This is a genomic window from Embleya sp. NPDC050493, from assembly GCF_044458105.1.
GTDB lineage: Bacteria > Actinomycetota > Actinomycetes > Streptomycetales > Streptomycetaceae > Embleya.
The window spans coordinates 1-24,229 of sequence record NZ_JBITHP010000051.1 but is presented as its reverse complement, the minus strand read 5'-3'; the positions used below and the strand labels follow the sequence as shown (position 1 = coordinate 24,229).

The following is a 24,229-nucleotide window of genomic DNA, read 5'->3' as shown; positions in this document are numbered from 1 at the left end:
CCCGTTCATCGGTCATATCCGGGCGGGTCGGGAATGCTGCGAACGAGTGAGCGACAGGGCAATCCGCCACCTGGCAATTCGCCAGGCGACAGCTCTCGATTTCATACGGATGGGTGCGGTCGGATTTCACGTGCGGCCGAGATCGGGCGCTAGGATATGCGCACGCCCTCGAAGTCGGTCAACCCGCAGAGGTGTCGACCCTGCACGGAATCATCCGGTCGGCGGCTTTCCTATTTCCATCGGCCCTATTCGGAGGCAAGTCATGGCGGAGTTCGATCCGCTGGGGCGTGCGTGGCGCAAGAGCAGCGCGAGCGCGAACACCAACTGTGTCGAGGCCAGGCGGGACGACAAGGTCCAGGTCAGGGACTCGAAGGCACCTGCGCCGCGGCTGGCCTTCGGGGCCCGGTCATGGGGATCGTTTCTCCATGCCACCGGCCGAATCCCGGATTGACCGGATCGGTACGCCGCCGGCCCGACGACACTCCGACGGACGAGGCGGCCTGCCGGACGGCAGGCCGCTGATGAATGGGCCGAAGGCCCGGGGTGAGTCGTATCCGTTACCCGATGAGGGTGAGCAGTCCGGCGGCGCGAAGCGTGTAGTAAAGCGCTCCTGCGGTGACCGCGGCCACGGCTACCAGCAGAAAGATCACGCGAAGCATCCTCTCGAAGTCGTCCTGCACGAGTTCACCTCCTTTCCCTGATCAAGCGTCCTTTCATGCCGACGGTGTGTACCGTGCAGGGGCGGGGTGGACGGCGTTAATGCCCTCAACTGTGATTGTGCATGGAGATGTCCGCTTCCGCCAGAGTCGGCCGACTCCGCCGTGCACGAGGGAACAGACAAAAAAGAACGAGTTGCCCCGATAAGTCGTGAAATCCGACTTCGGAACAACTCGCTCAAAGGCCCGCGGTGGCCGCCGCGAAACCGTACTGCTCATCGACATCGAGCAACGGGTACTCACCTGCCATTATGCGCAGGGAGAGGCAATCAGCCAAGTGGCTCTTGGGATGTATTCAACTCGCATCCTGGCAGCGCGCGTGCAGTCAGTCGGTCGGCCGGCCCGCTGCCGGCACGGACGCGTGTGTCCGCACCGTTCCGCATCACTCGGCGACGGTGGTGAGCGATGGTGTCGAACCGGGTGCGAAGCGTTCGAGCGCGGCCTCCAGGGCGGCCGGCGCCGCGTCTCGCGAGGCGAGCTGTTCCAGGCCCCAGAACGTCTCCAGGTAGGAGAGCGGCGAGACGGTCGGCGGATCCTCCGGGTTGCCCTCGCGAATGATGATGTCGCCCGAGGGGTTCTCGATGAACAGGACCGCCTCGTCCTCCAGGTCGGGGAACTCCATGAGCTGATAGGCGATCCGGGCCCGGGAGTACAGGCCGGCCGAGAACGGGACCACGCGCAGCGTGATCGTCGGCCAGTCCACCAACTCGCGCATGCGGCGGATCTGGTGGCGCATGACGGCCGGGCCGGCGACCGCGCGGTGCATCACGCTCTCGTCGACGATGAAGTGCAGTGTGGGTCCGTCCGGGCGGATCAGCCGCTCCTGACGCTCCATGCGCAGCGCGAGCATCTCGTCGACGGGGAAGTCGGGAGGATTGAGTATCCGGAGCACCTCGTGCGCGTACTCCTCCGTCTGTAACAGGCCGGGGATCAGCAGCGGTTCGAAGTTGCGGATGACGGTGGCCGAGGATTCGTAGCCGAGGAACACCTTCGCCTCGGTGTCGAGCATGTTTCGGTACGCGTACCACCAACTGCGTTGCTTCGACGCCTTCGCCATGTCGATGAACTCGGCGACCCGGCTGGGCTCGACGACGCCGTAGTGCTGGAGCAGCGCCTTCAGGTCGGTGGTGGAGACGTTGACCTGACCGGTCTCGATGCGGATCAACTTGGAGAGCGACCAGTCCATTTCCTGCGCGACGTCGCGTTGGATGAAGCCGCGGGCTTCACGCGTCTGACGCAGAAGTGCCCGGAGCCTGCGCCCCTGGAACATCGGGTCCCGTGTACCCATCGGCCGCCCCCCAAAGGCTGTCGGCAGCGATCTCGCATCCAGCGAGGACGCAGAACGGGTGGTGCACAATCGCCACCCGGAGAACAGCATCCCGTCGAATCGGCCGACCCGACAAGCCCCCGCACCGATGTCCGACCGGCGGATCCGACGCCCCCTCGGGTGCGGGAGCGTCGGATCCGGGCGGACCGGGTCGATCGGGGATTCCGGGGGGTGGTCAGGCCTCCAGGGCGTAGGACTCGGCGCCGTCCGGGCCGACCGAATTGGCGCCCTGCAGGGTCACCCGCTGCATCGAACGGCGCATGCCCGGCGGGACGTCCGTGGGCACCAGATGCACCGTCGCCCGGTTGTCCCAGAACGCGATGCTGCCCGGCTGCCAGCGGAACCGCACGCTGAACTCCGCGTCGGCGATGTGCGCGTAGAGCATTTCCAATATGTGCGCGCCCTCCTGCCGGGTCAGTTCGAGGATGTGGCTGGTGAAGTTCGGGTTGACGAACAGCACCTTCTCGCCGGTCTCCGGGTGCACGCGCACCACCGGATGCACCGCGCGCAGACCCTCGCCGAGGAACTGCTTCGCGAGCTTGCCCGGCAGTTCGCCGCGCTTGATCGGCAGCGAGTTGTGGTGCACCGCGTGCAGCCCGTCGAGCAGGTCCTTGAGCGGATCGGACAGCCGCTCGTAGGCCAGCGCCAGGTTGGCCCACTGGGTGTCGCCGCCGTAGGGCGGCACGATCACTCCGCGCAGGATGGACGCGGTCGGCGGATCGGGAATGAAGGTCACGTCGGTGTGCCAGCGGCTCTCCACGAAGCCGCCGCCACCGCCCGTACCCATCTGCTGGTTGTCGAGCAGCAGGATCTCCGGGTGTTCGGGGAACGCGGCGGGCAACGTCGGGTGTCCCGGCGCGAGTTCGCCGAACCGAAGGCCGAACGCCTTGTGCTGCTCCTGGGTCAGGTGCTGGTCGCGGAAGAAGACCACCTTCCACTTCAGCCAGATCGTGCGGATCTCGGCGACCACGTCGTCGGAAAGCGGTCGGGTGAGGTCGACGCCGAAGATCTCCGCGCCGATGTGTCCGGCCATCGGCCGGACCTCCAGGCCCAACGCGGCGGCCGAGGCGGGGGTGGGGTCCTCGTAGGTGGGCTGATCGATGGTGCTCGTCATTGCCGAACCTCCAGAGCCAGGCGAGGTCCCGCACCGGGCGGAACCTAGGGGGATTGTTCGATCGCGGCCTCGGTCCGAGCGGAGACCGGGGCCAGGAAGAGGGCGACGGCGGTGTCGGTCAGGCCCGCCAGGAAGACGTCCCGATCGGTCGGGGTACGCCGACCGGGGTGGTGCAGCGCCATCTCGCGGTCGGCGAGTGCGTGCGTGAGGTAGGACGACAGCAGCACCCAGCGCTCGTCCCGGATCCGGGCGGGCAACTCGGCCAGCAGGCCGAGCATGCGCTCGCGCACCGTGTGCATCCCGCGCGTCCACTCCTCGCGGGCCAGGTCGCGCACCACGGTGCCCTCCAGGAAGGCGGCGTGCAGGCAAAAGCGCAGGTACCAACTGGGTTTGCCGGGCTCGCCCAGCGTGTCGGCGAGCGGGTAGAGGAACGCCTCGATCAGACCTCGGGCGTCGTGTCCGCCCCCGGCCCGGTCGAGTTCGTCCAGCATCGCCAGGCGTCGTGCGTTCACCGGCTCCATGCGATGCCGGAAGACCGCGTCCACCAGGGTCTCCTTGGACCCGAAGTGGTAGCGCGCCGCGGCGGTGTTGCGCTGCCCGGCCTGGGCACCGATCTCGCGCAGCGACACCCCGTTGATGCCGCGTTCGGCGAACAGCCGTTCCGCGGCCTCGATCATCAGAAGGCGTGCGCCGGCACCGCGGTCCGACGCCGGAGCGTCGTGCGTCCCTGTCATGGACCGCACGTTAAACCGCGTGGGTTAATAACTCAAGTGGGTTAATCGAGAAAGGGTCGGCACCGGCACTCCGGGCCGACCGCGTCACGAGTGCATCAGGCAGTACAACTGGTGCCCGGCGTGGTGCAGTTCGCGGGCGAACTTGGTCCAGTCGTGCAGCATCCGGTAGAGCAGATACGCGTCGCGCGGCACCCGCCGGTCCGGGAAGGTCGACCAGATGAAGGCCGCCGCACCCAGTTCCTCCTCGGTCGCGTTGCGCAGCACGTCCATCAACATCGGCGGCAACTGCATCACCGCGTGCGCGGGATGCAGCACGACCAACTCCAGCGGCGGCGTCGCGTCCTGCGGGGTGTCCCCGAGCAGCGACAGCACCATGGCGCTGACCGTCTCCGGTTTCACGAACGACACATAGGAATTGCTGGGACGTTCCACCGTGTCGGTCGGATCGATCAGCGGAGGCACCCGCGCCGCGGTCGCGCGATCGGGTGCGCCGAAGTACTCATATGTCACGCCCACGTGTGCACCTCCCGACCAAGGTCGGCTCCGTGACACGTGCGCACACCCGTGGCGCCCGACGCCATCGCTCCCTGCTCGCTTGTCTCGGTCTGGTCGGTGATCGAGGGGACTCGTTGAAGATCGTCGCAGGTCATCCGGGCATTCCGTACCGCGGTTGGGTAACAGGTGTGCACCACTCGGAACCGGTCCCGCCCCGGCATGCGTCAGGACTCCCGGCCAGGCGGCCCGCCCGAGAAGGTTTGGCCGAGCGACATGTCGTTCAACGCCTTGACGAATACGCCCGTTCGCACCGAACCGGCCGAACGCGCGGTGATCTTCACCACGTTCGTGCCGACCACCGTCGAGCGTACGTCGGTCAGGACCGCGTTCCACGGCACACCCGCCGCGGTGGTGCCGCCGCCGGAGAACAGGGTGCGCAGTCGATCGGCCTCGGCCCGGGCGGCCGGTTCCGACCCGGTCGCCACACACAGCACGTCGGTTCCCGGCGCGCCGGCCTTGCCGGTCACCCCGATCGCGATCCTGGGCCCGTTCGCACTCTCGCCGCCGGCGGCCCGATCGGTGAGCACCGCGACCAGCGGCTTGTCCAGGCAGTCCGCCAGGGCGCGCACGGTCGGGTCCGCGCCGAGTCGGCCGCCGCCGCGGGTGAGGTCGGCGCCCTGGAGCGTCGAGCCGTAGCCGATCTGCCGGTCGGCGACCCGGATCACGTTGAAGTGGTTGCTGCCCAGCGGCAGTTTCTGGGCCAGCGCGTCGTCCAAGCCCAACTCGTTGTCGCCGCGCAGCCGTTGTGCACTCGGCGCGGCCGGATCCGGCTTGGCGCCCAGGGCTTGCAGCTTGCCGAGCACGGTCTTCTTGTCGAAGCCGCCGACGAACACCCCGCCCTGGAAAGGCGGTCGGCCGGCCGACCAGGCCTCGCGCGCCTTGGTCGGGTCGAAACCCAGGGCCGGCGCCACCTGTTCGCGCAGTCCGCCCAGATCGGGCGAACCGATCCCGATCAGCGTGCCGTAGGGCCCGGTGGGGGTGGCGCCGCCGTTGGCCTTGGTGAGCGCGGCCGTGTCGCCGTACTCGAACCAGCCTCGGGTGGACGCGTCGTCCCGCACCGCGTCCAGGGCGCCGCGCAGCCCCGTCGTACCGCCGTCGTCCGAGTCTCCGTCGCTGCATGCGGCCGTCCCGGCCAGCAACAGCAGCGTCGCCAGCACCGGTCCGAGACCGCCGGCTATCCGGTGGTGTCGCCCGGACCGCCCACCCCGACGTGTTCTCGCCGCCACGCGCGCACCCCGATCGTCGTGCTGCACCCCGCCGGACATGCCTCACCCGTGGGCACGGGTCCGGGTGGCCCGATCATACTGCTCCCGGCCCCCGGTTTCGGTTGCCGGATCCCCGGGAACCAACGCGAATCCGTGCACACCCTCCCCGGCGCCCATGCGGTTGGTCCACCCGGGCACCCCGGTGCCCGGCGTCCGGAGCCTTCGACGCCGCGCCGCCGGCGACGACGAACGTGCCCGATTTGTTTGAGAGCATGACCGGGTGAGCTCTGTCAACGAGAACCCCGCACCCGCCTCCGCCGCCCTGTTCGCGCGTGCGCAGGCCGTCACCCCCGGCGGCGTCAACTCGCCGGTGCGCGCCTTTCGCGCGGTCGGCGGCACGCCCCGCTTCATGGTCTCGGGCCGAGGTCCGTACCTGACCGACGCGGACGGCCGCGAATACGTGGACCTGGTGTGTTCGTGGGGCCCGATGATCCTCGGCCACGCGCACCCCGCCGTGCAGGAGGCCGTCCGCGAGGCGGTCGCGCGCGGCACGTCCTTCGGCACACCCGGCGCCGGCGAGGTCGAACTCGCCGAGGAGATCGTCTCCCGGGTCGCCCCGGTCGAGCAGGTCCGCCTGGTCAGCTCCGGCACCGAGGCCACCATGTCCGCGATCCGCCTCGCCCGCGGCTTCACCGGCCGGGCCAAGGTGATCAAGTTCGCCGGGTGTTACCACGGTCACGTGGACGCGCTGCTGGCCTCCGCCGGCTCCGGCCTGGCCACCTTCGCGCTGCCCGACACGCCCGGGGTGACCGGCGCCTCGGCCGCCGACACGATCGTGCTCCCGTACAACGACCTGGCCGCCGTCGAGTCGGCGTTCGCCGTGAACGGCGACGACATCGCCTGCGTGATCACCGAGGCCGCGCCCGGCAACATGGGCGTGGTCACCCCGCGTCCGGGCTTCAACGCGGGGCTCAAGGCGCTGTGCGAGCGGCACGGCGCGTTGTTCGTCTCCGACGAGGTGATGACCGGCTTCCGGGTGTCCAAGGCGGGCTGGTTCGGTCTGAAGGGCGTGGTGCCCGACCTGATGACCTTCGGCAAGGTGATGGGCGGCGGTTTCCCCGCCGCGGCCTTCGGCGGGCGCTCGGACGTGATGTCCCGACTGGCCCCGGTCGGCCCGGTCTACCAGGCCGGCACGCTGTCCGGGAACCCGATCGCCACCGCCGCCGGCGTCACCACGCTGCGGTACTGCACCGAGGCGGTGTACAAGCACCTGGACCGGGTCTCGCTCGCGCTGCGTACCGAGGTCTCGGCCGCTCTGGCCAAGGAGGGCGTGGCGCACACCGTGTCCACCGCCGGGAACATGTTCTCGATCTTCTTCACCGACGGTGCGGTGCACGACTACGACCAGGCACGCACGCAGGAGGCGTTCCGCTTCTCCGCGTTCTTCCACGCGATGCTGGACGCGGGCGTGTACCTGCCGCCGAGCGCGTTCGAGGCGTGGTTCCTGTCCGCGGCCCACGACGACACGGCCGTGAACCGTATCCTCGACGCGCTGCCGGCCGCAGCCCGCGCCGCAGCGAGTGCCCAGGAGAACTGACGATGGCTCAGAAGCCGCAGACCAATCGCGATGTGACGATCGTGCACCTGATGCGCCACGGCGAGGTGCACAATCCGCACGGCATCCTGTACGGCCGCCTGCCCGATTACCACCTGTCGGACCTGGGCCTGAAGATGGCCGAGCGGGTCGCCGACCACCTCGCCGGGCGGGACATCACGCATGTGGTGTCCTCGCCGCTGGAGCGCGCCCAGGAGACCGCCGCGCCGATCGCGGACCGGCACGGGCTGGAGATCGCCACCGACGATCGGCTGATCGAGGCGGAGAACATCTTCCAGGGCAAGACCTTCGGGGTCGGCGACGGTTCGTTGAAGAACCCGACGCACTGGAAGCACCTCACCAACCCGTTCAAGCCCTCGTGGGGCGAGCCGTACATCGAGCAGGTGGTGCGGATGATGGGCGCGCTGGGCGCCGCCCGGGACGCCGCGCGCGGGCACGAGGCGGTGTGCGTGAGCCACCAGCTGCCGATCTGGGTGACCCGCTCCTTCGTCGAGCGGCGGCGGCTGTGGCACGACCCGCGCAACCGGCAGTGCTCGCTCGCGTCGCTCACCACGTTCACCTACGAGGGGGACAAGATCGTCTCCGTCGGCTACAGCGAACCGGCTCGCGACCTGCTGCCGGCGAAGCTCGCGGGCAAGGCGCAGGGCAAGAGCTTCGGGGCGTGACCCGGGGCGACCACGTCGGCGTGTGAGGCCCGACCGGCGCCTCGGGACCGGACACGGCGTGCGTTTCGGGGCAGAGCGCAAAGCTGAGAATTCGGGGCATCATGCCCCATTTATTTGGGATGAATCGGGATGAACTGAAGCAGTGTCAGCGGCACGACGGACCCCGCGTGGAGCGGTCGTGGAGGCATGCGAAACTTTTCACATGCTCACACGCCGCCTGCCTCGTCGTGCCGCGCTGCTCACCGCCGCGGCTCTGCTCGTACTCTCCGGCTGCGGTGGGATGAGCGCCGGTGGCAAGAGCAACGGCGACGGCAAGGGCTACGTCGACAGCGACAAGAGCGGCATCGTGCGCGCCAAGACGGGCGACCGGACCACCGCCCCGAAGGTCTCCGGCAAGACGCTGGAGGGCAAGGACATCAGCCTCGCCGACTTCAAGGGCAAGGTCGTGGTCCTCAACGTCTGGGGCTCGTGGTGCCCGCCGTGTCGGGCCGAGGCCGCCGACTTCCAGCAGGCACACACCGAGACCGCGGACAAGGGTGTGCAGTTCCTGGGCATCAACACCCGCGACGCCACCGAGGACAACGCGCTCGCGTTCACCAACAGCAAGGGCATCACCTACCCGAGCCTGTGGGACCCGGACGCGCGCGAGATCCTCAAGTTCACCGGCAGCCTGAACCCGAACGCCATCCCCAGCACGCTGATCATCGACCGCCAGGGTCGGATCGCGGCCCGGGTGCTGCGTGCGGTCACCATCGAGGAACTGCGCTCGATGATCGACCCCGTGTTGAACGAGCCCGTGCCGAACGAGAAGGCCTGATCGAGGTGCTGGTCGCAGCCGCAGGCATCAACGACACGGTCTACAGCGGGTCGCTCGTCGCGGCCCTGCCGATCGCCCTGCTCGCCGGGCTGATCTCGTTCTTCTCCCCGTGTGTGCTGCCGCTGGTGCCCGGCTACCTCAGCTACGTCACCGGCATCTCCGGCGCGGATCTCAAGGACGCCCGGCGCGGTCGGCTCTTCCTCGGCGCGCTGCTGTTCGTGCTCGGCTTCACGGTGGTCTTCGTGTCCACCGGCGCCGCGTTCGGCTACTTCGGCCAGACCCTGGCCGAACACCAGTCGACGATCACCCGGGTCTTCGGCGCGATCACCATCGTGCTCGGGCTGTCCTTCATGGGCGTCCTGCCCGGTCTGCAGCGCGAGTTCCGGGTGCACAAGCGGCCGGCCATCGGGCTGGTCGGGGCGCCGCTCCTGGGCATGGTGTTCGGCCTGGGCTGGACGCCGTGCATCGGCCCGACCCTGTCGGCCGTACTGACCCTGTCCACCAGCGAGGCCAGCGCCAACCGGGGGGCGCTGCTCACGGTCGCGTACTGCGTCGGGCTGGGCGTTCCGTTCCTGCTCACCGCGGTCGCGTTTCGCAAGGCGCTGGGCGCTTTCGGGTGGGTCAAGAAGCACTACGTCTGGGTGATGCGCCTGGGCGGCGGCATGCTCGTGCTGCTCGGGGTGCTCATGCTCAGCGGGGCGTGGGACCAGTTGATGCGCGAGATGCAGTCCTGGACCCGGCAATACACGATCGGATTCTGATGAGTCTCGAGACCCGAAGCGACGAAGACCTCGAACGGGACGACGATCTCGCCCGGGACGACGACCTCGGCCGGATCGCGAAGTCCGAGGCCAGGGCCGATGCCGGGATGTCCACCGCTCCCGCGCAGGACGACGGCGACGAGGAGATCCGCCAGCCGCAACTGGGCGTGCTCGGCTGGTCGCGCTGGCTCTGGCGGCAACTGACCTCGATGCGGGTCGCGCTGATCCTGCTGTTCCTGCTGTCGGTCGCGGCCACGCCGCCGACGCTGATCCCGCAGCGTCCGGTCAGCCCGATCAAGGTCAGCCAATACTTCCGCGATCACCCCGACCGCGCGAAGATCATGGACAAGTTCCAGCTCTTCGACGTGTTCTCGTCGTGGTGGTTCGCCTCCATCTACATCCTGCTGTTCGTCTCGCTCGCGGGTTGCATCGTGCCGCGCTGTTGGGCACACGCCAAGACGCTCCGGGCCAAGCCGCCGGAGGCACCGCGCAACTTCACCCGGCTGCCCGCGTACGCGCGCTGGGAGACCTCGGCGGACCCGGACGCGGTGCTGCAAGCCGCGCGCGGCGCACTCGGGAAGCGCCGCTTCCGGCTGAACCCGACCACCGACTCGATCGCGGCGGAGAAGGGCTACGCCCGGGAGACCGGCAACCTGCTGTTCCACATAGCCCTGTTCGGCATCCTGGTGGCCTTCGCGCTGGGCAGTCTGTACAGCGTCAAGGGCGGCAAGATCGTGGTCGAGGGCGGCAGCTTCGCGAACGTGCTCACCCAGTACGACGACCGTCAGTTCGGCGCGCTCGTGGACGCGGACAACCTGGAGCCGTTCGGATTCCGGCTGAAATCGGTCGAGCAGACCTTCCAGCCGACCGGCGCCAAGCGCGGTGAGCCGAGGTCGTTCACCGCGCACATCGAGTCCTGGTACGGGCACGACGGCAAGGACAAGTCGGGGACGATCAAGGTCAACCACCCGCTGGAGGTGGGCGACACCAAGGTGTTCATGATCGCCACCGGCTACGCGCCGGAGGTGACCGTACGCGACGCCAAGGGCAAGATCGCCTACAAGGGCCCGACCATCTTCCTGCCCCAGGACGGCAACCGGACCTCGACCGGCGTGATCAAGGTTCCCGACGTCAGCGCCGGACTCAAGCAGTTGGGCTTCGACGCGCAGTTCCTGCCGAGCGCGCCGATGGACCAGCAGGGCAATCTGCTCGTGGACCCCAGGCGAGGTCCGATCTCGGTGTTCCCCTCGCTGCTCAACCCGCGGCTGATGATCAGCGGTTACGAGGGCGACCTGGGCATGGACTCGGGCATCCCGCAGAACATCTACGCGCTCAAGGCCGACAAGATGTCCAAGTTCATGGACGGCTCCGACGTGTGGCGCAAGGCCCTCAAGGTCGGCGACACCGTGGAGCTGCCCAACGGCGCCGGCAGCATCACCTTCGACGGCGTCAAGACCTGGGCCAACTTCCAGGTGGCCAGCGAGCCCGGCAAGGGGCTCGCGCTCTTCAGCGTGGTGGCCGCCATCGTCGGCCTCGTGCTGTCACTGTTCGTTCGCCGCCGCCGCATGTGGGTGCGCGCGGTGGAGGGACCCGACGGTCACACGGTCGTCGAGGTCGGCGGGCTCGCCCGCACCGAGGGCGGGGGCCTCGGCGATGAGGTACAGGAGTTCGTGGACGCGTTGCGCGAGGCCGCGCCGGCGAACTCATCCGGCACCAAGGTCAAGGAGTGAGCGTGGGCGTCAACGAGAACCTCGCCCAATTCAGCAATGTGCTGATGTATTCGGCGATCGCCGTCTACCTGATGGCGTTCTTCGCCTACTGCATGGAATGGACCTTCGGCAGCAGTGGTGCCGTGGCCAAACGCTCGGCCGACCTGTCGGTCGAGGTCCTGGAACCGGCGGCCGCGGGTGCGGCCGGCGGGGTCGCCCTGGCCGAGCGGCCGGTGGTGGTGCTGCGCGAGGGCGGGCACGACGGCGACAGCGCGGACGACCGGGGCGACGTGGCGGGCGGCAACGAACGCGCCGACCGGATCGGCCGGATCGCGGTCTCGCTGACCGTGCTGGCCTTCCTGCTCCACGCCGGTTCCGTGCTCACCCGCGGCATCTCGGTGGAGCGGGCGCCGTGGGGCAACATGTACGAGTTCTCCACCTCCGTGGCGCTGATGGTCGTCCTGGCCTTCCTGGCGCTGCTGTGGAAGTACCCGGTGCGCTGGCTGGGCCTGTTCGTCACGCTGCCGGTGCTCACCACGCTCGGCGTCGCGGTCACGGTGTTGTACACCGACTCCGAGCAACTGGTCCCGGCGCTCGACTCGTACTGGTTGTGGATCCACGTCGCGTCCGCGATCGTCTCCTTCGGCGCGTTCCACATCGGCGCGCTCGCCTCGATCCTGTTCCTGTTCCGCCAGGGCTACGAGCGTCGGCAGGCCGACCCGACCAGGACCAAGCCGGGCCGCTTCGACGACAAGCTGGCCCGGTTGCCCAGCTCGGCGTCGCTGGACAAGACCGCCTACCGGGTCAACGCGATCATCTTCCCGCTGTGGACCTTCGCCATCGTGTGCGGCGCGATCTGGGCCGAGAACGCGTGGGGGCGTTACTGGGGCTGGGACCCCAAGGAGGTCTGGTCCTTCATCACGTGGGTCGCCTACGCGGCCTACCTGCACGCCCGCGCCACGGCCGGCTGGAAGGGCACCAAGGCCGCAGCGGTCTCCCTGGTCGCCTTCTCGTGCTTCCTGTTCAACTACTACGGCGTCAACATCTTCGTGAACGGGCTCCACTCGTACGCGGGTGTCTGAGCCGCGGTCGGTTCGTACGGGTCTGCCCCGTCGCCCTCGTGAGGGGCTGACGGGGCAGACCCGTTTCGTCGTGCGCGACGGCGTGCCCCACCACGAGTTCACGGGTCGGCCCCCGCCCGGCGGCCGACCCGGTCAGGGGTAGAGCTCGTGGCCCTCGCGGATGTCATGGTGGACGTCCGGGTCCATGAGCAATTCCCATTCCCACTCTTCGGTGGGGGTGCCGTCCTTGAACTCCATGGGTCCCATGCCCATCGCGAAGCGCCCGTCGGCGTAGAGCATCGGGCGTTCCTCGCCCGACTCGGAGTATCGCTCGACGTGCCGGACCGTCGGGCCCTCCGGCCGGGTGAAGTCGATCAACGTGATCGCGACCCAGTAGCCGCTATCGTTGTCGTCGAGGAGCGGGACCGTCACGATCGAGCCCCGGCCGTCGTCGACGACGGCCTTGGCGCCGTAGGACTTGAAGCTGCCGCTGCCGTTGCCGAGCGCGCTGTACGCGCAGATCAGCACGTGGCCCTGGAGGTCGGGGCGGGTGATCCGGACGACCTCGCGGCCCGGGCTGCGGGCGTCGCCGTCCAGGTGGACGTACGGCTCGGCGGTCGTCGAGCCGAAGTTGCGGTAGTAGACCGCGCCCCTGGTCGGTATTCGCTTGTCGCTCGGCGGAACCGCCTCGACGCGCGGCACGAACAGCGCGTACAGGTCGAGGTCCGCCTCGCCGAAGGCGTCGTACGCGGTGCCCCCGTCCCATTCGAGCGTCGCCGTGATCACCATGCCGGGGTCGCCGTCCCACGGCAGTGCCACGCTCTGGCTCTTGGTCAATCGGATCGCACCGAGCGGCGGCTTGGTCATGTTCGACGGCGTGCCGACAGTGGCGACATCCGGGGCGGGGGCGTACGAAGTCGCCGCCGGATACGACGTGGTGGGTGCGTACGTGGTGGTCGGCGCGGGGGCCGGCTGCGCGGGGGCCGGCGGCGTGGGGACGTCCGGGCGGCGGCGGAGCCGAGCCAGTGCCCGTGAGACCGGGGAGGCGGGTTTCGGGGCGGGTGTCGGGGCCGTGGGCGGTGTGATGGCCGGCGGCGGGGTGAACCCGACGGGGGCCGGTGCGGGCGCGGGTGCCGCGAAGCCGGTGGTGTGCTCCGGAACGGCGGCCGCCGGGGGTGCGGCGAACTCGGGTCCCGGCACCTGCTGCTGCGCCGGTGCGGCGGGCGGAGCGAAGGCGACGGGCGCCGGCTGTGCGGCGGGGGCGGTGACGTCCGAGGGTGCTGCCGTCCCGTCGGGGATCGCGAAGCCCACCGCGGGTTCCGGTGCCGTCGGTGTGTCCTCGGGCTCTTCGGCGACCTCGATCCCGAAGTCCGTGGCGATGCCCGCGAGACCGCTCGCGTAGCCCTGACCGACCGCACGCACCTTCCACGCGTCCGCGCGCCGGTACACCTCGACCAGCACGGCGGCGGTCTGGCCCCGCGTCAAGTCGTCGGGCCGGTAGAGCATTTCGCCCACGACGGCCTGTAGCCCGCGGACGTCCGCGAGGGTGTCCGCGCCCGTCCGGCCGTCGGCCGCGACCACCACGACCAGGCTCGCCACGTCGGCGGCGACCGCGCTGGTGACCACGGTCATCCGCCCACCGTCGGCGAGTCGAACCGCACCGTCGGGGGTCGCGGGGTTGTTCCAGAAGACGAAGTCCGCGTCACCGCGCACCAGATGATCGGCGGTGAGGAGCAACGCCGAGACATCGACGCCCGCGTGACCCTCCCACGACACGACGATCTCGACGACCTCGTCGCCGAGCGGCGCGTTCGCGCCCGTCGTCAACACGACATGCGACATCGATGACCAACCCCCCCAGAGTCGACACGGCCCCGCCGAGATCCTATGCGGCGATTCGCCGTGCACCCCCTGCCGGCGCGAATCGGCACGGTGTTCGGCCTTCTCCCGGGCGATCGCCGGGTCCCTGAGCCGATCCGGCCGCGGCACCCGGTTCGTGCGGTGTGGTGGGGCTTCACCCTGCGGCCGGAAGACGTGTCGGGCGGGTCGAGGGCCCACAAGGTGCCGGGCCCCTCGACCCGCCCGGGTCGAGAGGCCCCGGCTCGGCGACCCTCAGCGCGCCCCCCGCACCAACCGCCCCGGCCGTGCGCCCGTGTCGACGCCGTTCCGTCGGGTGACCTCGCCCGCCACGATCGTGGCCACGTAGCCCGTTGCCGCCTGGAGCATGCGGCCGCCGCCGGCCGGGAGGTCGTGGACCATGCGCGGGCGGTGCAGCGTGAGGGCGTCCAGGTCGATCACGTTGAGGTCGGCGCGCTTGCCCTCGGCCACGACGCCGCGGTCGGACAGGCCGTAGAGCGTGGCGGTGTCCATCGTCTGCTTGCGGATCAGGAACTCCAGCGGCAGGCGCTCGCCGCGGGTGCGGTCCCGGGCCCAGTGGGTGAGCAGGAACGTCGGCTGCGACGCGTCGCAGATCATCGAGCAGTGCGCGCCGCCGTCGGCCAGGCCGAACACGCTCGCCGGGTGGGTGAGCATCTCCCGGATCGCCTCGTGGTCGCCGTCCGAGTAGTTGAACATCGGCACCATCAGCGTGGTCCGCGCGTCGTCCGCCAGTTGCAGGTCGTACAGCGTCGACAGCGGCTCCTCGCCGCGCGCCCGGGCGATGGCGGTCACCGTGCGGTCCGGCAGCGGCTCGTAGTCCGGGACCGCGTCCATCGGGTACATCCGGTCCAGCATGGCCTGCATCGCCAGGTTGACCGAGTCGCCCGGGACGTTCGGGTCGCTGGGCAGGTCCGCCTCGGCCAGGATCGCCGCCTTGACCTCGGGCCGGGCCAATTCGGCCGCGAACGCCGCGTCGTCCAACTCGCCCGCCACGCGCCGGTCGTCGATCGCCCGGAAGGTCGGTCGTTTGCTGAACGCGTTGCGGGTGCCGAAGCCGGTCAGCATGCCGAACGGACGCCCCGCGATCTGCGGATGCAGCCGCGCGCCCGCCTCGTTCGCCGCCTGCGACTCGGCCATCAGCTCGCGCCACAACTCCGGCGCCGCGTTCACCTGGAGCAGCGCGAACGACACCGGCATGCCGATCTCGGCGGCCAGTCGGCGCATCCAGGCCACCTCGGAGGCGGGCTTGACGATGTCCTCGCCCGACGATCCGGTCGGGGCCAGCTCGAACACGGCCCGCCCGCCCGCGGCCATCGCCCGGCCCAGGCCGAAGAGTTCGTCCTCCGTGGCGAACGTGCCGGGCACCGGCTCGCCGCCCATCGCCTTGTGCGCGACGGTGCGCGACGTGGAGAAGCCCAGGGCGCCGGCCTCGATCGCCTCCTTGACGATCACCGCCATCGCCTCGATGTCCTCGGCCGTGGCGGGTTCGTTGTTCGCGCCGCGGTCGCCCATCGCGTAGGCCCGGACCGCGCCGTGTGCGACCTGGACGCCGATGTCGGCGGCGAAGGTGCGGCGCTCCAGCACGTCCAGGTACTCCGGGAAGGTCTCCCAGCCCCAGGTCATGCCCTCGGCCAGGGCCGTTCCGGGGATGTCCTCGACGCCCTCCATCAACCGGATCAGCCAGTCCTCGCGGCCGGGCCGGACCGGCGCGAAGCCGACCCCGCAGTTCCCGGAGACCACCGTGGTCACGCCGTGCGACGTGGACGGGTCGAGCACCTCGTCCCAGGTGGCCTGGCCGTCGTAGTGGGTGTGGATGTCCACGAAGCCCGGCGTGACCAGGCGACCGCTCGCGTCGATCGTCTCGGTCGCGTCGCCCGGCAACTCCGGGTCCGGGCCGTCGTGCCGGCGCACCGCGACGATCAGGCCGTCCCGGATCGCGATGTCGCCGACGAAACGATCCGCGCCGGTGCCGTCCACGATCGTGGCGTTGATGATCTTGAGGTCGTACATATGAGCCTCCCCGGTAGCGTGGGCAGACCGTACGGCTGCGCATTGTGCGAGTCAATATGCGCACTATGCGAAAAGATCCAGTAGGGTGCCGACCATGGCCCCACGACCGTCACCGCAGACCGACCGACTCGTCTCCCTGATCGATGCGATCGCCGAACGGCCGGCCGAGGGGCTGACCCTGTCCGAGATCGCCCGGCACCTCGCGGTGACGCCCGCCACGTGCCATCCGATGCTGGCGAGCCTGACCTCGCTGGGCTGGTTGATCCGCCACCCCACCCGGCGCACCTACCGGCTCGGACCGGCGCTGGTGGCGGTCGGCCGAGCGGCCGCTCGCGGTCTCGGCGTGCTCGACGTCGCGCGCCCGATCATGGCCCGGCTGCGCGACGACACCGGGCTGTCCTGCTTCGCGATGACCCCCGGCGAGCATCGCGTGGCGATCGCCGAGGTGGTCCGCGCGCCGGGGCCCGAGCTGCACCGGCTACGGGTCGGCGCGCAGGCGCCGATCACCCCGCCGCTGGGCATCGGCTACGTGCCCTGGGCGGACGAGCAGACGGTGCGCCGCTGGCTCGACGAGGCGCACGATCTTGCCGCCCGCGGCCGGATGGCGCGCGCGATCGACCACGCGCGGCGCCGGGGCTTCGCGATCGAGCTGGTCACCGACGTGGAGACGCGCCTGGGCGAGACGCTCGGCGAGTTGGACGAGCACCTGGAGGGGCTGGACACCCTGGGCGCGGGCGCGTCGGCGGCTCGACTGCGCACGCTCCTGGAGGAGATCGCGGCCGAGATCGGCGGGTCCGACGGCGGCCAGATCGACGAGCTGGAACCGGACCGGGATTATCGGGTGGGCGCGATCAGCGCTCCCGTGCACGATCGCGACGGCGACCTGGTGCTGATCCTGAGCCTGCGCGGCTTCGCGCCGCGGACCGACGGACGGACGCTGGACAAGACCGGCCGGCTGCTCGCCGACGCTGCGGCGGAGGTGGCGGCGGCGACCTGAGCGGCCGACGCCCGGCGACCGGACGCCGAGCAGACGAAGGCCGGTACGCAAGCGAGGGGGAAACGGTCCGCCGAACACCCCGGTCCGCACAAACGAAAGCCGGCCGGGTCGCGGATGCGACCCGGCCGGCTGCGCGACCGAGGCTCGGCCGGAGAACCCGGCTCAGTCCTTGTCCTTCGCGTCCTTGTCCTGTGCCCGTCCGTCCGGGTTGTCCCGGTCGGGGCTGCGCAGGTCGTCCTCGCGGTGTTTGAGGTCCTCTTCCCAGCGCTCGAGCATCTCCGCCTGGTCCTCGGCGGCGCTCGGTTCGCTCGGCCGGCGGTTGTCCTTGTTCAGCGAGGCGAGGAACTCGGGGTCGTCGTCCGGGGCCATCTGCCGGCCCTGGGAACGCCCGCCGAACCCGAAGCCGCCGGCCCCGCCGGGGGCGTACTCGCGCTGGGGGCGCCCGGCGACGAACCAGCCGATCGGGCCGAGGAAGACGGGGAAGAAGAGCAGGATGATGAAGACCCAGGCGATCTTGGGCAGGCTGCGGACCTTCTGCTCATCGGTGGTCAGGCAGTCGATGAACGCGTAGATCCCGACGGCCAGGGGCAGCAGGAACAGCAGGGCCCTGATCATGTGGCGGTCTCCCAGACGGTTATTCGGCGCTCGATACTCGGATGCGTCTCCCATCCAGCGTAAACGGTCGCCTCCATGAACACCGGATCGCTCACAGTCCGGTGACCTTGCCCGATGCGTGCAGTTCGTACACCAGCGTGATCCGCCGCCGTTCACCCGCGGCCAAGCGCAGGTCGTACCGCACGATTCCCTGGTCGTCGACCGCGTCCGGCGCCGGTTCGGACAGGTCGCGGCGGACCTTGACCTCGACCGCCGACACCTCGGACACCGGCACCCGCTCGCGCAGCACCACCGTCCCGGGCGGCTCGGCACCCGGCGCGGCCACGTGCGAGAGGAAGACGGTCACCGTGCGGGTGACCACCGTGCGCCCGGTGAGCGAGGCCGTGCTGCGCGACTCGGTCACCTCGCGCACCACCCGGAAGTCGTCCTCGCTGCCGAACGGCAACCGCACCTCCTCGCCCGGCGCGGCGAAGTCGAGCTGCCCGCGCCCGACGTACCCGCTGCCGCGGACCAGTTCCACCGGGCCTGCGAGCAGCGCGTGTCCGGCGTCGTTGGCGAACCGCACGACCTGGCTCACGTACTGCGACAGCTCGGGTGAACAGGCCGCCTCCGGCTCGCACTTCGCGGTGAACGTGGTCAACCGGACCCGATGCGGCCGGCCGTCGGAGGGCACCTCGACCGGTGTGGGCGCGGCCAGCACCCGGACCTCGCCGCCGTCGTCCACGCCGGGCAGCTCGGCGGAGCCGCCCGCGACCCGGCCGACCGTGGCGATCTCCTCCTCGCGCAGATCCACCTCGACCTGCTTCTTCTCCACCTGGGTGCGCTCGCGCAGGGTGAGTCGGTCCTCGACCAGGCTCGGCGGACGCGCCGCCAGGGTCGGGCGCGCGGTGGACAGGGACAGCGCCACGCCGGACCAGTCCTCGCCGGTGCGCTGCCACACCACCGCGTCGCATTCGAGCTCGATCGACCGGCGATCCGGGGCGAGCACGGCCCGGTAGGCCGGCCGCCACAGCGCGCACGGCACCAGGTGCACCACCCGCAGCTCGGCCGAACCGGCCCGCTCGGCCTCGATCACCACCTCGACGGCGGCGGTCAGCTCGGTCGGCTCCTGCTCGGCCGCCTGCAGCGCGGCCTGTGCGCTGCGCAACCGGGTCCGGAGCGCGGCCTGCTCGTCGGCCAGCGCGTGCAGTTCGGTGTGGCGCCGTTCGGCCTCGGCGGAGAGTCGATCCGACTCGGCGGCCCAGCGCTCGGGCTCGGTCGTGCCGAAGCCGGTCTGCTCGGCGATGTCGCGGCGCACATCGGCCCGGGCCTGATCGACCAGGGCCAATCCGGTGCGCAGGCGCCGCTCGCGCCGGGACAGCGCGGTGCCGCGCTCGTCCAGCTCGTACACGAGCCGACGCAGCTCGGACGCGTCCGGCCCGGGCCCGTTCGCGGGCCTGGGCGTGTACACCCGCACCACCCGCGCGTCGATCGCGGTCGCGGTGCCGTCGTCGGCGACCACCTCGGCGCGCAACGACCGATCCACCGCGAGCGGGGTCACCGGGCCGACCAGCACCCGCTGTACGCCCCGGCTCAATGCGATCCGGCCGGACCGGGTCACCTGGGCCCGGTCCTCCAGACACGTGACCGCCGTGATCGGCAGCGGCTCCGGCTCGGGTTCGGTCGGAGTGCTCTGTTCCAGCGTCGGCTGAGTCACCGTCAGACCCTCCTGTTGCCGCCGACCACGGCCTTCGCTGCCGGGATCCGGATCTCGTAGCCACCGGTCAGGTTCCTGCGCTCGCCGGGGGCGAGTTCGACATGCCACACCCGTGCACCCGGGACGTGTCGTCCGTCGCGCAGTTCGGTGTCCTCCACCCAGCGCGGCGCGCCGGCGTGCTCCTCGATCCTCACGTCCTTGTCGTCGGTGACCGGGACGCGCTCCAGGATGTCCAGGCGGATCGGCCGGGCGAGGTGGTTGACCGCCTCGATCTCGATCCGGTGGTCGAGCACCGCGGTGCCGCCGCGCAGCCCCGCCGTCGACTCGCGCATGTGCGCGTTCCGCGAGACCTGCACGCTCTCCACGACGCCCACGCCCACCCGCTCGCGGGCGCCCGGCGCCAGCGTCGGCAGCGGCACGGTCATCAGGAACTCGCCGGCCACCGAGACGTCCGCCGGGCCGGCGAGCAGTGCGTGCGGCGACGCGTTGGCGAGCACGACCGTGCCGAACACCGCGTCGTCCAGCGCCGGTACGCAGACGAACTCCGGGTCGAGGCCGACCTCGATCTCGCACACCGGGATGGTGTGCCACACGCCGTCCGCGGCCACCTCGGCCGGCGCCGCGGTGTCGAAGCGGTAGTCGTAGGACCCGGCCGCATCCCGCGGCGCGAGCGCGTGCTCGGGCAGCGCCAGCCGGGTCACCTCGTCGGCGCGCCGGCGGTATTCCAGCGCATTGCCGCCCGGGCCGTGCGGCGCGGGGCGCAACCGGCCCCGGGCCTCGGCGTCGTCCGCGCCGCGCAGCTCCAGCGCCGCGTAGTCCAGCAGGTCGGCGCCCGGCTCGGGCTGCTCCGGCGGCGCGGGTTTCGCGCCGGGCGTGATGGCGTCCTCGTCGGCCGGCGCGCCGTAGCCGGCGAACTCCATCGCGGCGCCGGGCTCGGCCAACGCGGCCGGGGCGCTCCGGGTCCGGCGCATCATCGGGGCGGCCGGGCGCGGCGCGGGCGGCGGCGCGCCGAAGCCGCCGGCGACCTGCATCGGCGGAGCGGCGGTCACCGGCGCGGCCGGCCCCTGCATGAAGGCCGGCTCATCGGCCTCGATCAGGTCGTTCATGCCGCCGGGCGCAGCCGGCGGGTAGGCCGCCCGCCGCTCGTCGGGCCCGCCGGCCGCGGCCCCCGCGTACGCCGGTCGCGACAGCGGACGCTTGGCCACCCCCGCGTCGTAGCCCGCGAACAACTCGGTCAGCCCGGCCGGTGGCTCCCGCCAGCCCGCGTGCGCGGGCGCGCTCTGCCGGCGGCCCAGGCGCAACGACTTGAGTTCGGGCAGGTCGGTGCCGCGGGCCAGGTCCGCGGTGGACAGGCCGAGCCGCACACCGGTCCAGTCCTCGCCGGTGCGCTGTGCGACGCAGGCGCGCATGACCAGCGTGCCGCCGGTCATCGCCTCGTCCAGGCGCAGCTGGTACATCGGTGCCCAGCGCGCGCCGGGCACGTGGTACTCCACGTCCAGCCCGATCGAGCCCGCGTCGCCGGTGTGCTCCAGGGTGATCACCACGGTGCCGGACACCTGGGCCCGCTCGGTGCGAACCGCGCCGGACGCCGCATTGAGCCGGGCCCGGTACAGCTCGGTGTCCCGGACCGCCTCGCGCAGTTCGTCGTCGCACGCGCCGATCCGCTCGTACAGCGCCTCGGCCCGCTCGTCGACGAACGCGGCCAGATCCAGGAGCGCGGACACCGGTGCGGTGCGCGGCGGGTCGCCGCGGCGCACGGTGGGCATGATCGCCGTCGTTGCGGCGATCTCCTCCAGTTCGGCGGCCAGGCGCGCACTGCGCTCGTGCAGGGCCCGCACCCGGGACTCGGCCGCCTCCAGGTCGAGCAGCACGCTCGGCAGGTCCGCGTCCCGGACCACCTCGACGTCGACCACGGGCCGGACGTCGGTGACCCGCACACCGGTCCCGCCGGTGACGACCCGGGCGCGCAGCCAGTCGCCGTACGCGGTCAACGGGAATCCGCTCACCCGCACCCGCACCGGCCCCGGGGAGCCCGCCGGCAGTTCCACCTCGCAATTCCGCACACACACCGCCCCCACGGCATGAACGACCACCGAACGCAATTCCGAAGCGACCGTGAGCATGTACCCCTCCCTGCTCGGCACGAGGGTCCAACGTAGCCCGCCCGGCCGGGTGCGCGTGCGGCTCGGGCGAGTCCGTGTCGGATACTGGCACGCATGGCATACGGGACCTTGCGCGCTTTCCTGAAGGCACTGGAGAAGCGCGGTGAACTGCGGCGCGTCCGCGCCGAGGTCGATCCGCATCTGGAGGTCGGCGAGATCACCGATCGGGTGAACAAGGCCAAGGGCCCGGCGCTGCTGTTCGAGAACGTCAAAGGCAGCTCGATGCCGCTGGCGATGAACGTCTACGGCACCGACGAGCGCATGTTGATGGCGCTCGGGCTGAGCAGCTACGACGAGTTGTCGGAGAAGATCGGCGGCCTGCTCAAGCCGGAACTGCCGCAGGGCTTCACCGGGATCCGCGAGGCGTTCGGCAAGCTCGGTTCGGTCGCGCACATCCCGCCGAAGAAGATCAAGGACGCGCCCTGTCAGCAGGTCGTGCTCAAGGGCGACGACGTCGACCTGGACACCATCCCGGCGCTGTTCACCTGGCCCGAGGACGGCGGCTCGTTCTACAACCTGGGCCTGACCCACACCAAGGACCCCGACACGGGCGTGCGCAACCTGGGCCTGTACCGGCTCCAGCGGCACGACAAGCGCACGATCGGGATGCACTGGCAGATCCACAAGGACAGCCGCAACCACTACCAGGTGGCCGCCAAGCGCGGTGAGCGGCTGCCGGTGGCGATCGCGTTCGGGTGTCCGCCGGCGGTGACGTACGCGTCCACCGCGCCGCTGCCCGGGGACATCGACGAATACCTCTTCGCCGGCTTCATCGGGGGCCGGCGGATCGAGATGGTCGACTGCGTGAGCGTGCCGCTCCAGGTCCCGGCCGAGGCCGAGGTGGTGCTCGAAGGCTGGTTGACCCCGGGCGAGATGTTGCCCGAGGGCCCGTTCGGCGACCACACCGGCTTCTACACGCCGCAGGAGCCGTTCCCGGCGCTGACCATCGACTGCGTGACGATGCGCGAGAAGCCGCTGCTCCAGTCGATCGTGGTCGGCCGACCGCCCACCGAGGACGGGCCGCTGGGCAAGGCGACCGAGCGGTTCTTCCTGCCGCTGCTCAAGATCATCGTGCCGGACATCGTGGACTACGACCTGCCCGAGGCGGGCGGCTTCCACAACTGCGCGATCGTCTCGATCGACAAGAAGTACCCCAAGCACGCGCAGAAGGTGATGAGCGCGATCTGGGGCGCGCACATGATGTCGTTGACCAAGCTGATCGTGGTGGTGGACGCCGACTGCAACGTGCACGACTACCACGAGGTGGCGTGGCGGGCGTTCGGCAACACCGACTACGCGCGCGACCTGCTGCTGACCGAGGGGCCCGTGGACCACCTCGATCACGCGTCGTACCAGCAGTTCTGGGGCGGCAAGGCGGGCATCGACGCGACCCGCAAGCTGCCCGAGGAGGGCTACACGCGCGACGGCGGCTGGCCGGAGATGGTCGTGTCGGACCCCGAGACCGCCGCCAAGGTGACCCGCCGATGGAAGGAATACGGACTGTGACGTCCGCCGCGCTACCCGCTCCCGGAGCACCGTCGGAGGTGGGCCGGGTCAAGGCGTTCCTGCGCCTGGTGCTGATCGAGCACTCGGTGTTCGCGTTGCCGTTCGCCTACATCGCGGCCTTCACCGCGATGTACGAGACCAACGAACGCCTGCACTACCGGGAGCTGTTCCTGGTCACGGTGGCGATGGTGGGCCTGCGCACCTTCGCGATGGCCTGCAACCGGATCATCGACCGCGAGATCGACGCACGCAACCCGCGCACCGCAACGCGCGAATTGGTCACCGGTGCGGTGTCGGTGCGCACCGCGTGGATCGGCGCGCTGGTCGCGCTGTTCTTCTACCTGGTCGCCGCCGCGCTGCTCAACCCGCTGTGCCTGATGCTCGCGCCGGTCGCGGTGATCCCGATGGTGGTCTATCCGTACGGGAAGCGGTTCACCGACATCCCGCACGCGATCCTGGGCGTCGCGCAGGCGATCGGGCCGATCGGCGCCTGGCTGGCGATCACGGGCTCGTGGTCGTGGCCGGCGGTCGTGCTGGGCCTGGCGGTGGGCACCTGGATCGGCGGCTTCGACCTGATCTTCGGCTGCCAGGACGTCGCGGCCGACCGCGCGCACGGGGTCAAGAGCGTGCCGGCCAAGTGGGGCATCGCCGCCGCGCTGAACGCCTCCAAGATCACCCACGTGGTGACCACGCTGCTGTTCATTTGGTTCGGCGCGCTCACCGGCGCGGGCTTCTTCTGGTGGCTGGGCCTGCTGATCGTCGCCGCGGCATTCGTCTACGAACACTCGCTGCTGGCCCCGGACGACCTGTCCAAACTCAACCGCGCCTTCTTCACCACGAACGGCTTCATCGGCATCGCCCTGTTCGTGTGCGCACTGCTGGACCTGGGGGTACGGGGGCTGCGTCCGTAGACGGATCGGGCGAGTCCGCACCGACGCCACCGAACTCCCGCTGCGCATACCGCGGTTCTTCCACCCCCGCCGGGCCGGGCGGGGGGGGCGGGGCGGGGGGGGGGGGGGGGGGGGCGCCGCGCCCGCGGGGGGGGGGGGGGGCGCCCGACCACGCCCCCCCCGCAGGCATGCTGGG

The 24,229-nt window shown here is 70.7% G+C and carries 21 protein-coding genes; 10 read left to right on the top strand and 11 right to left on the bottom strand.

The genetic code is table 11. The features are described 5' to 3' along the window. The first annotated feature begins 109 nt into the window (after positions 1 to 109). Positions 110 to 451 carry a DUF397 domain-containing protein gene (locus tag ACIBM5_RS45665; protein WP_396012627.1) on the top strand — a complete coding sequence of 114 codons (342 nt, stop codon included), beginning with the start codon at positions 110 to 112 and terminating at the stop codon, positions 449 to 451. 106 nt (positions 452 to 557) lie between these two features. On the opposite strand, the gene ACIBM5_RS45660 is transcribed toward ACIBM5_RS45665, so the two are convergent. From ACIBM5_RS45660 to ACIBM5_RS45635, 6 genes are all read right to left on the bottom strand, one after another. After that, a complete protein-coding gene (locus ACIBM5_RS45660; RefSeq protein ID WP_020556480.1) occupies positions 558 to 680 on the bottom strand; it encodes a hypothetical protein in 123 nt (40 codons plus the stop codon). Positions 681 to 1,098: 418 nt separating this feature from the next. Continuing rightward, positions 1,099 to 2,004 carry a helix-turn-helix domain-containing protein gene (locus ACIBM5_RS45655; RefSeq protein WP_396012617.1) on the bottom strand — a complete coding sequence of 302 codons (906 nt, stop codon included), beginning with the start codon at positions 2,002 to 2,004 and terminating at the stop codon, positions 1,099 to 1,101. A 214-nt stretch (positions 2,005 to 2,218) separates the two neighbouring features. Beyond that, positions 2,219 to 3,157 carry a TauD/TfdA dioxygenase family protein gene (locus tag ACIBM5_RS45650; protein WP_396012616.1) on the bottom strand — a complete coding sequence of 313 codons (939 nt, stop codon included), beginning with the start codon at positions 3,155 to 3,157 and terminating at the stop codon, positions 2,219 to 2,221. A 44-nt stretch (positions 3,158 to 3,201) separates the two neighbouring features. Then, positions 3,202 to 3,891: a TetR family transcriptional regulator gene (locus ACIBM5_RS45645; protein ID WP_396012615.1), complete on the bottom strand. Its 690-nt coding sequence runs from the start codon at positions 3,889 to 3,891 to the stop codon at positions 3,202 to 3,204. Positions 3,892 to 3,975: 84 nt separating this feature from the next. Further along, positions 3,976 to 4,407: a hypothetical protein gene (locus tag ACIBM5_RS45640; protein WP_020556484.1), complete on the bottom strand. Its 432-nt coding sequence runs from the start codon at positions 4,405 to 4,407 to the stop codon at positions 3,976 to 3,978. Positions 4,408 to 4,610: 203 nt separating this feature from the next. Beyond that, a complete protein-coding gene (locus ACIBM5_RS45635) occupies positions 4,611 to 5,603 on the bottom strand; it encodes a hypothetical protein (protein ID WP_396012614.1) in 993 nt (330 codons plus the stop codon). Between the two features lie 328 nt (positions 5,604 to 5,931). On the opposite strand from ACIBM5_RS45635, the gene hemL reads away from it, so the two are divergent. The 6 genes from hemL to ccsB all read left to right on the top strand — a co-directional run bounded on the left by hemL (position 5,932) and on the right by ccsB (position 12,300). Continuing rightward, positions 5,932 to 7,248, top strand: a complete 1,317-nt coding sequence (gene hemL / locus ACIBM5_RS45630; RefSeq protein WP_396012613.1) for a glutamate-1-semialdehyde 2,1-aminomutase — start codon at positions 5,932 to 5,934, stop codon at positions 7,246 to 7,248. Between the two features lie 2 nt (positions 7,249 to 7,250). Further along, positions 7,251 to 7,931 carry a histidine phosphatase family protein gene (locus ACIBM5_RS45625; protein WP_391586663.1) on the top strand — a complete coding sequence of 227 codons (681 nt, stop codon included), beginning with the start codon at positions 7,251 to 7,253 and terminating at the stop codon, positions 7,929 to 7,931. Between the two features lie 202 nt (positions 7,932 to 8,133). Then, complete coding sequence (locus ACIBM5_RS45620) at positions 8,134 to 8,748, top strand: TlpA family protein disulfide reductase (protein WP_396012612.1); 615 nt, start codon at positions 8,134 to 8,136, stop codon at positions 8,746 to 8,748. Between the two features lie 5 nt (positions 8,749 to 8,753). Continuing rightward, on the top strand, positions 8,754 to 9,509 hold the full coding sequence (locus tag ACIBM5_RS45615) for a cytochrome c biogenesis CcdA family protein (RefSeq protein ID WP_396012611.1): 756 nt from the start codon (positions 8,754 to 8,756) through the stop codon (positions 9,507 to 9,509). Beyond that, a complete protein-coding gene (locus ACIBM5_RS45610) occupies positions 9,509 to 11,239 on the top strand; it encodes a cytochrome c biogenesis protein ResB (protein ID WP_396012610.1) in 1,731 nt (576 codons plus the stop codon). The genes ACIBM5_RS45615 and ACIBM5_RS45610 overlap by 1 nt, the downstream gene beginning before the upstream one ends. Positions 11,240 to 11,283: 44 nt before the next feature. Further along, the gene (gene ccsB, locus ACIBM5_RS45605; RefSeq protein WP_391586870.1) at positions 11,284 to 12,300 is read left to right on the top strand and encodes a c-type cytochrome biogenesis protein CcsB; all 1,017 of its coding nucleotides are present in this window, start codon (positions 11,284 to 11,286) and stop codon (positions 12,298 to 12,300) included. Between the two features lie 132 nt (positions 12,301 to 12,432). Here the strand turns inward: ccsB and ACIBM5_RS45600 are convergent, their stop codons facing one another. Both ACIBM5_RS45600 and ACIBM5_RS45595 read right to left on the bottom strand, forming a co-directional pair. After that, positions 12,433 to 14,121 (bottom strand): TerD family protein, encoded by a 1,689-nt coding sequence (locus ACIBM5_RS45600; RefSeq protein WP_396012609.1) that lies wholly within the window; start codon positions 14,119 to 14,121, stop codon positions 12,433 to 12,435. Between the two features lie 270 nt (positions 14,122 to 14,391). Beyond that, entirely contained in the window at positions 14,392 to 16,167 is a 1,776-nt protein-coding gene (locus ACIBM5_RS45595) for an amidohydrolase family protein (RefSeq protein WP_396012608.1), read from the bottom strand. Between the two features lie 94 nt (positions 16,168 to 16,261). Here ACIBM5_RS45595 and ACIBM5_RS45590 point away from each other — a divergent pair, with 94 nt between their 5' ends. After that, positions 16,262 to 17,164 (top strand): IclR family transcriptional regulator, encoded by a 903-nt coding sequence (locus ACIBM5_RS45590; protein ID WP_396012607.1) that lies wholly within the window; start codon positions 16,262 to 16,264, stop codon positions 17,162 to 17,164. A 162-nt stretch (positions 17,165 to 17,326) separates the two neighbouring features. Here ACIBM5_RS45590 and ACIBM5_RS45585 read toward each other — a convergent pair whose 3' ends face one another. The 3 genes from ACIBM5_RS45585 to ACIBM5_RS45575 all read right to left on the bottom strand — a co-directional run bounded on the left by ACIBM5_RS45585 (position 17,327) and on the right by ACIBM5_RS45575 (position 21,598). Continuing rightward, the gene (locus tag ACIBM5_RS45585; RefSeq protein WP_396012606.1) at positions 17,327 to 17,779 is read right to left on the bottom strand and encodes a PLD nuclease N-terminal domain-containing protein; all 453 of its coding nucleotides are present in this window, start codon (positions 17,777 to 17,779) and stop codon (positions 17,327 to 17,329) included. Positions 17,780 to 17,870: 91 nt separating this feature from the next. Then, positions 17,871 to 19,475 (bottom strand): DUF4139 domain-containing protein, encoded by a 1,605-nt coding sequence (locus ACIBM5_RS45580; protein ID WP_396012605.1) that lies wholly within the window; start codon positions 19,473 to 19,475, stop codon positions 17,871 to 17,873. Between the two features lie 2 nt (positions 19,476 to 19,477). Further along, a complete protein-coding gene (locus ACIBM5_RS45575) occupies positions 19,478 to 21,598 on the bottom strand; it encodes a DUF4139 domain-containing protein (protein WP_396012604.1) in 2,121 nt (706 codons plus the stop codon). 93 nt (positions 21,599 to 21,691) lie between these two features. Between ACIBM5_RS45575 and ACIBM5_RS45570 the strand changes: the two genes are divergently transcribed. Together ACIBM5_RS45570 and mqnP are read left to right on the top strand one after the other, a co-directional pair. Continuing rightward, positions 21,692 to 23,143: a menaquinone biosynthesis decarboxylase gene (locus tag ACIBM5_RS45570; protein ID WP_396012603.1), complete on the top strand. Its 1,452-nt coding sequence runs from the start codon at positions 21,692 to 21,694 to the stop codon at positions 23,141 to 23,143. Continuing rightward, positions 23,122 to 24,054: a menaquinone biosynthesis prenyltransferase MqnP gene (gene mqnP / locus ACIBM5_RS45565; RefSeq protein WP_391586674.1), complete on the top strand. Its 933-nt coding sequence runs from the start codon at positions 23,122 to 23,124 to the stop codon at positions 24,052 to 24,054. Before ACIBM5_RS45570 ends, mqnP begins: the two co-directional genes overlap by 22 nt. Positions 24,055 to 24,229: the final 175 nt, after the last annotated feature.

Bases quoted from the DNA above. Each gene is read 5' to 3' on its own strand.
- ACIBM5_RS45665 (WP_396012627.1), top strand. From the start codon at position 110: ATGGGTGCGGTCGGATTTCACGTGCGGCCGAGATCGGGCGCTAGGATA.
- ACIBM5_RS45655 (WP_396012617.1), bottom strand. From the start codon at position 2,004: ATGGGTACACGGGACCCGATGTTCCAGGGGCGCAGGCTCCGGGCACTT.
- ACIBM5_RS45650 (WP_396012616.1), bottom strand. From the start codon at position 3,157: ATGACGAGCACCATCGATCAGCCCACCTACGAGGACCCCACCCCCGCC.
- ACIBM5_RS45645 (WP_396012615.1), bottom strand. From the start codon at position 3,891: ATGACAGGGACGCACGACGCTCCGGCGTCGGACCGCGGTGCCGGCGCA.
- ACIBM5_RS45625 (WP_391586663.1), top strand. From the start codon at position 7,251: ATGGCTCAGAAGCCGCAGACCAATCGCGATGTGACGATCGTGCACCTG.
- ACIBM5_RS45620 (WP_396012612.1), top strand. From the start codon at position 8,134: ATGCTCACACGCCGCCTGCCTCGTCGTGCCGCGCTGCTCACCGCCGCG.
- ACIBM5_RS45610 (WP_396012610.1), top strand. From the start codon at position 9,509: ATGAGTCTCGAGACCCGAAGCGACGAAGACCTCGAACGGGACGACGAT.
- ccsB (WP_391586870.1), top strand. From the start codon at position 11,284: ATGTATTCGGCGATCGCCGTCTACCTGATGGCGTTCTTCGCCTACTGC.
- ACIBM5_RS45600 (WP_396012609.1), bottom strand. From the start codon at position 14,121: ATGTCGCATGTCGTGTTGACGACGGGCGCGAACGCGCCGCTCGGCGAC.
- ACIBM5_RS45595 (WP_396012608.1), bottom strand. From the start codon at position 16,167: ATGTACGACCTCAAGATCATCAACGCCACGATCGTGGACGGCACCGGC.
- ACIBM5_RS45590 (WP_396012607.1), top strand. From the start codon at position 16,262: ATGGCCCCACGACCGTCACCGCAGACCGACCGACTCGTCTCCCTGATC.
- ACIBM5_RS45585 (WP_396012606.1), bottom strand. From the start codon at position 17,779: ATGATCAGGGCCCTGCTGTTCCTGCTGCCCCTGGCCGTCGGGATCTAC.
- ACIBM5_RS45575 (WP_396012604.1), bottom strand. From the start codon at position 21,598: ATGCTCACGGTCGCTTCGGAATTGCGTTCGGTGGTCGTTCATGCCGTG.
- ACIBM5_RS45570 (WP_396012603.1), top strand. From the start codon at position 21,692: ATGGCATACGGGACCTTGCGCGCTTTCCTGAAGGCACTGGAGAAGCGC.
- mqnP (WP_391586674.1), top strand. From the start codon at position 23,122: ATGGAAGGAATACGGACTGTGACGTCCGCCGCGCTACCCGCTCCCGGA.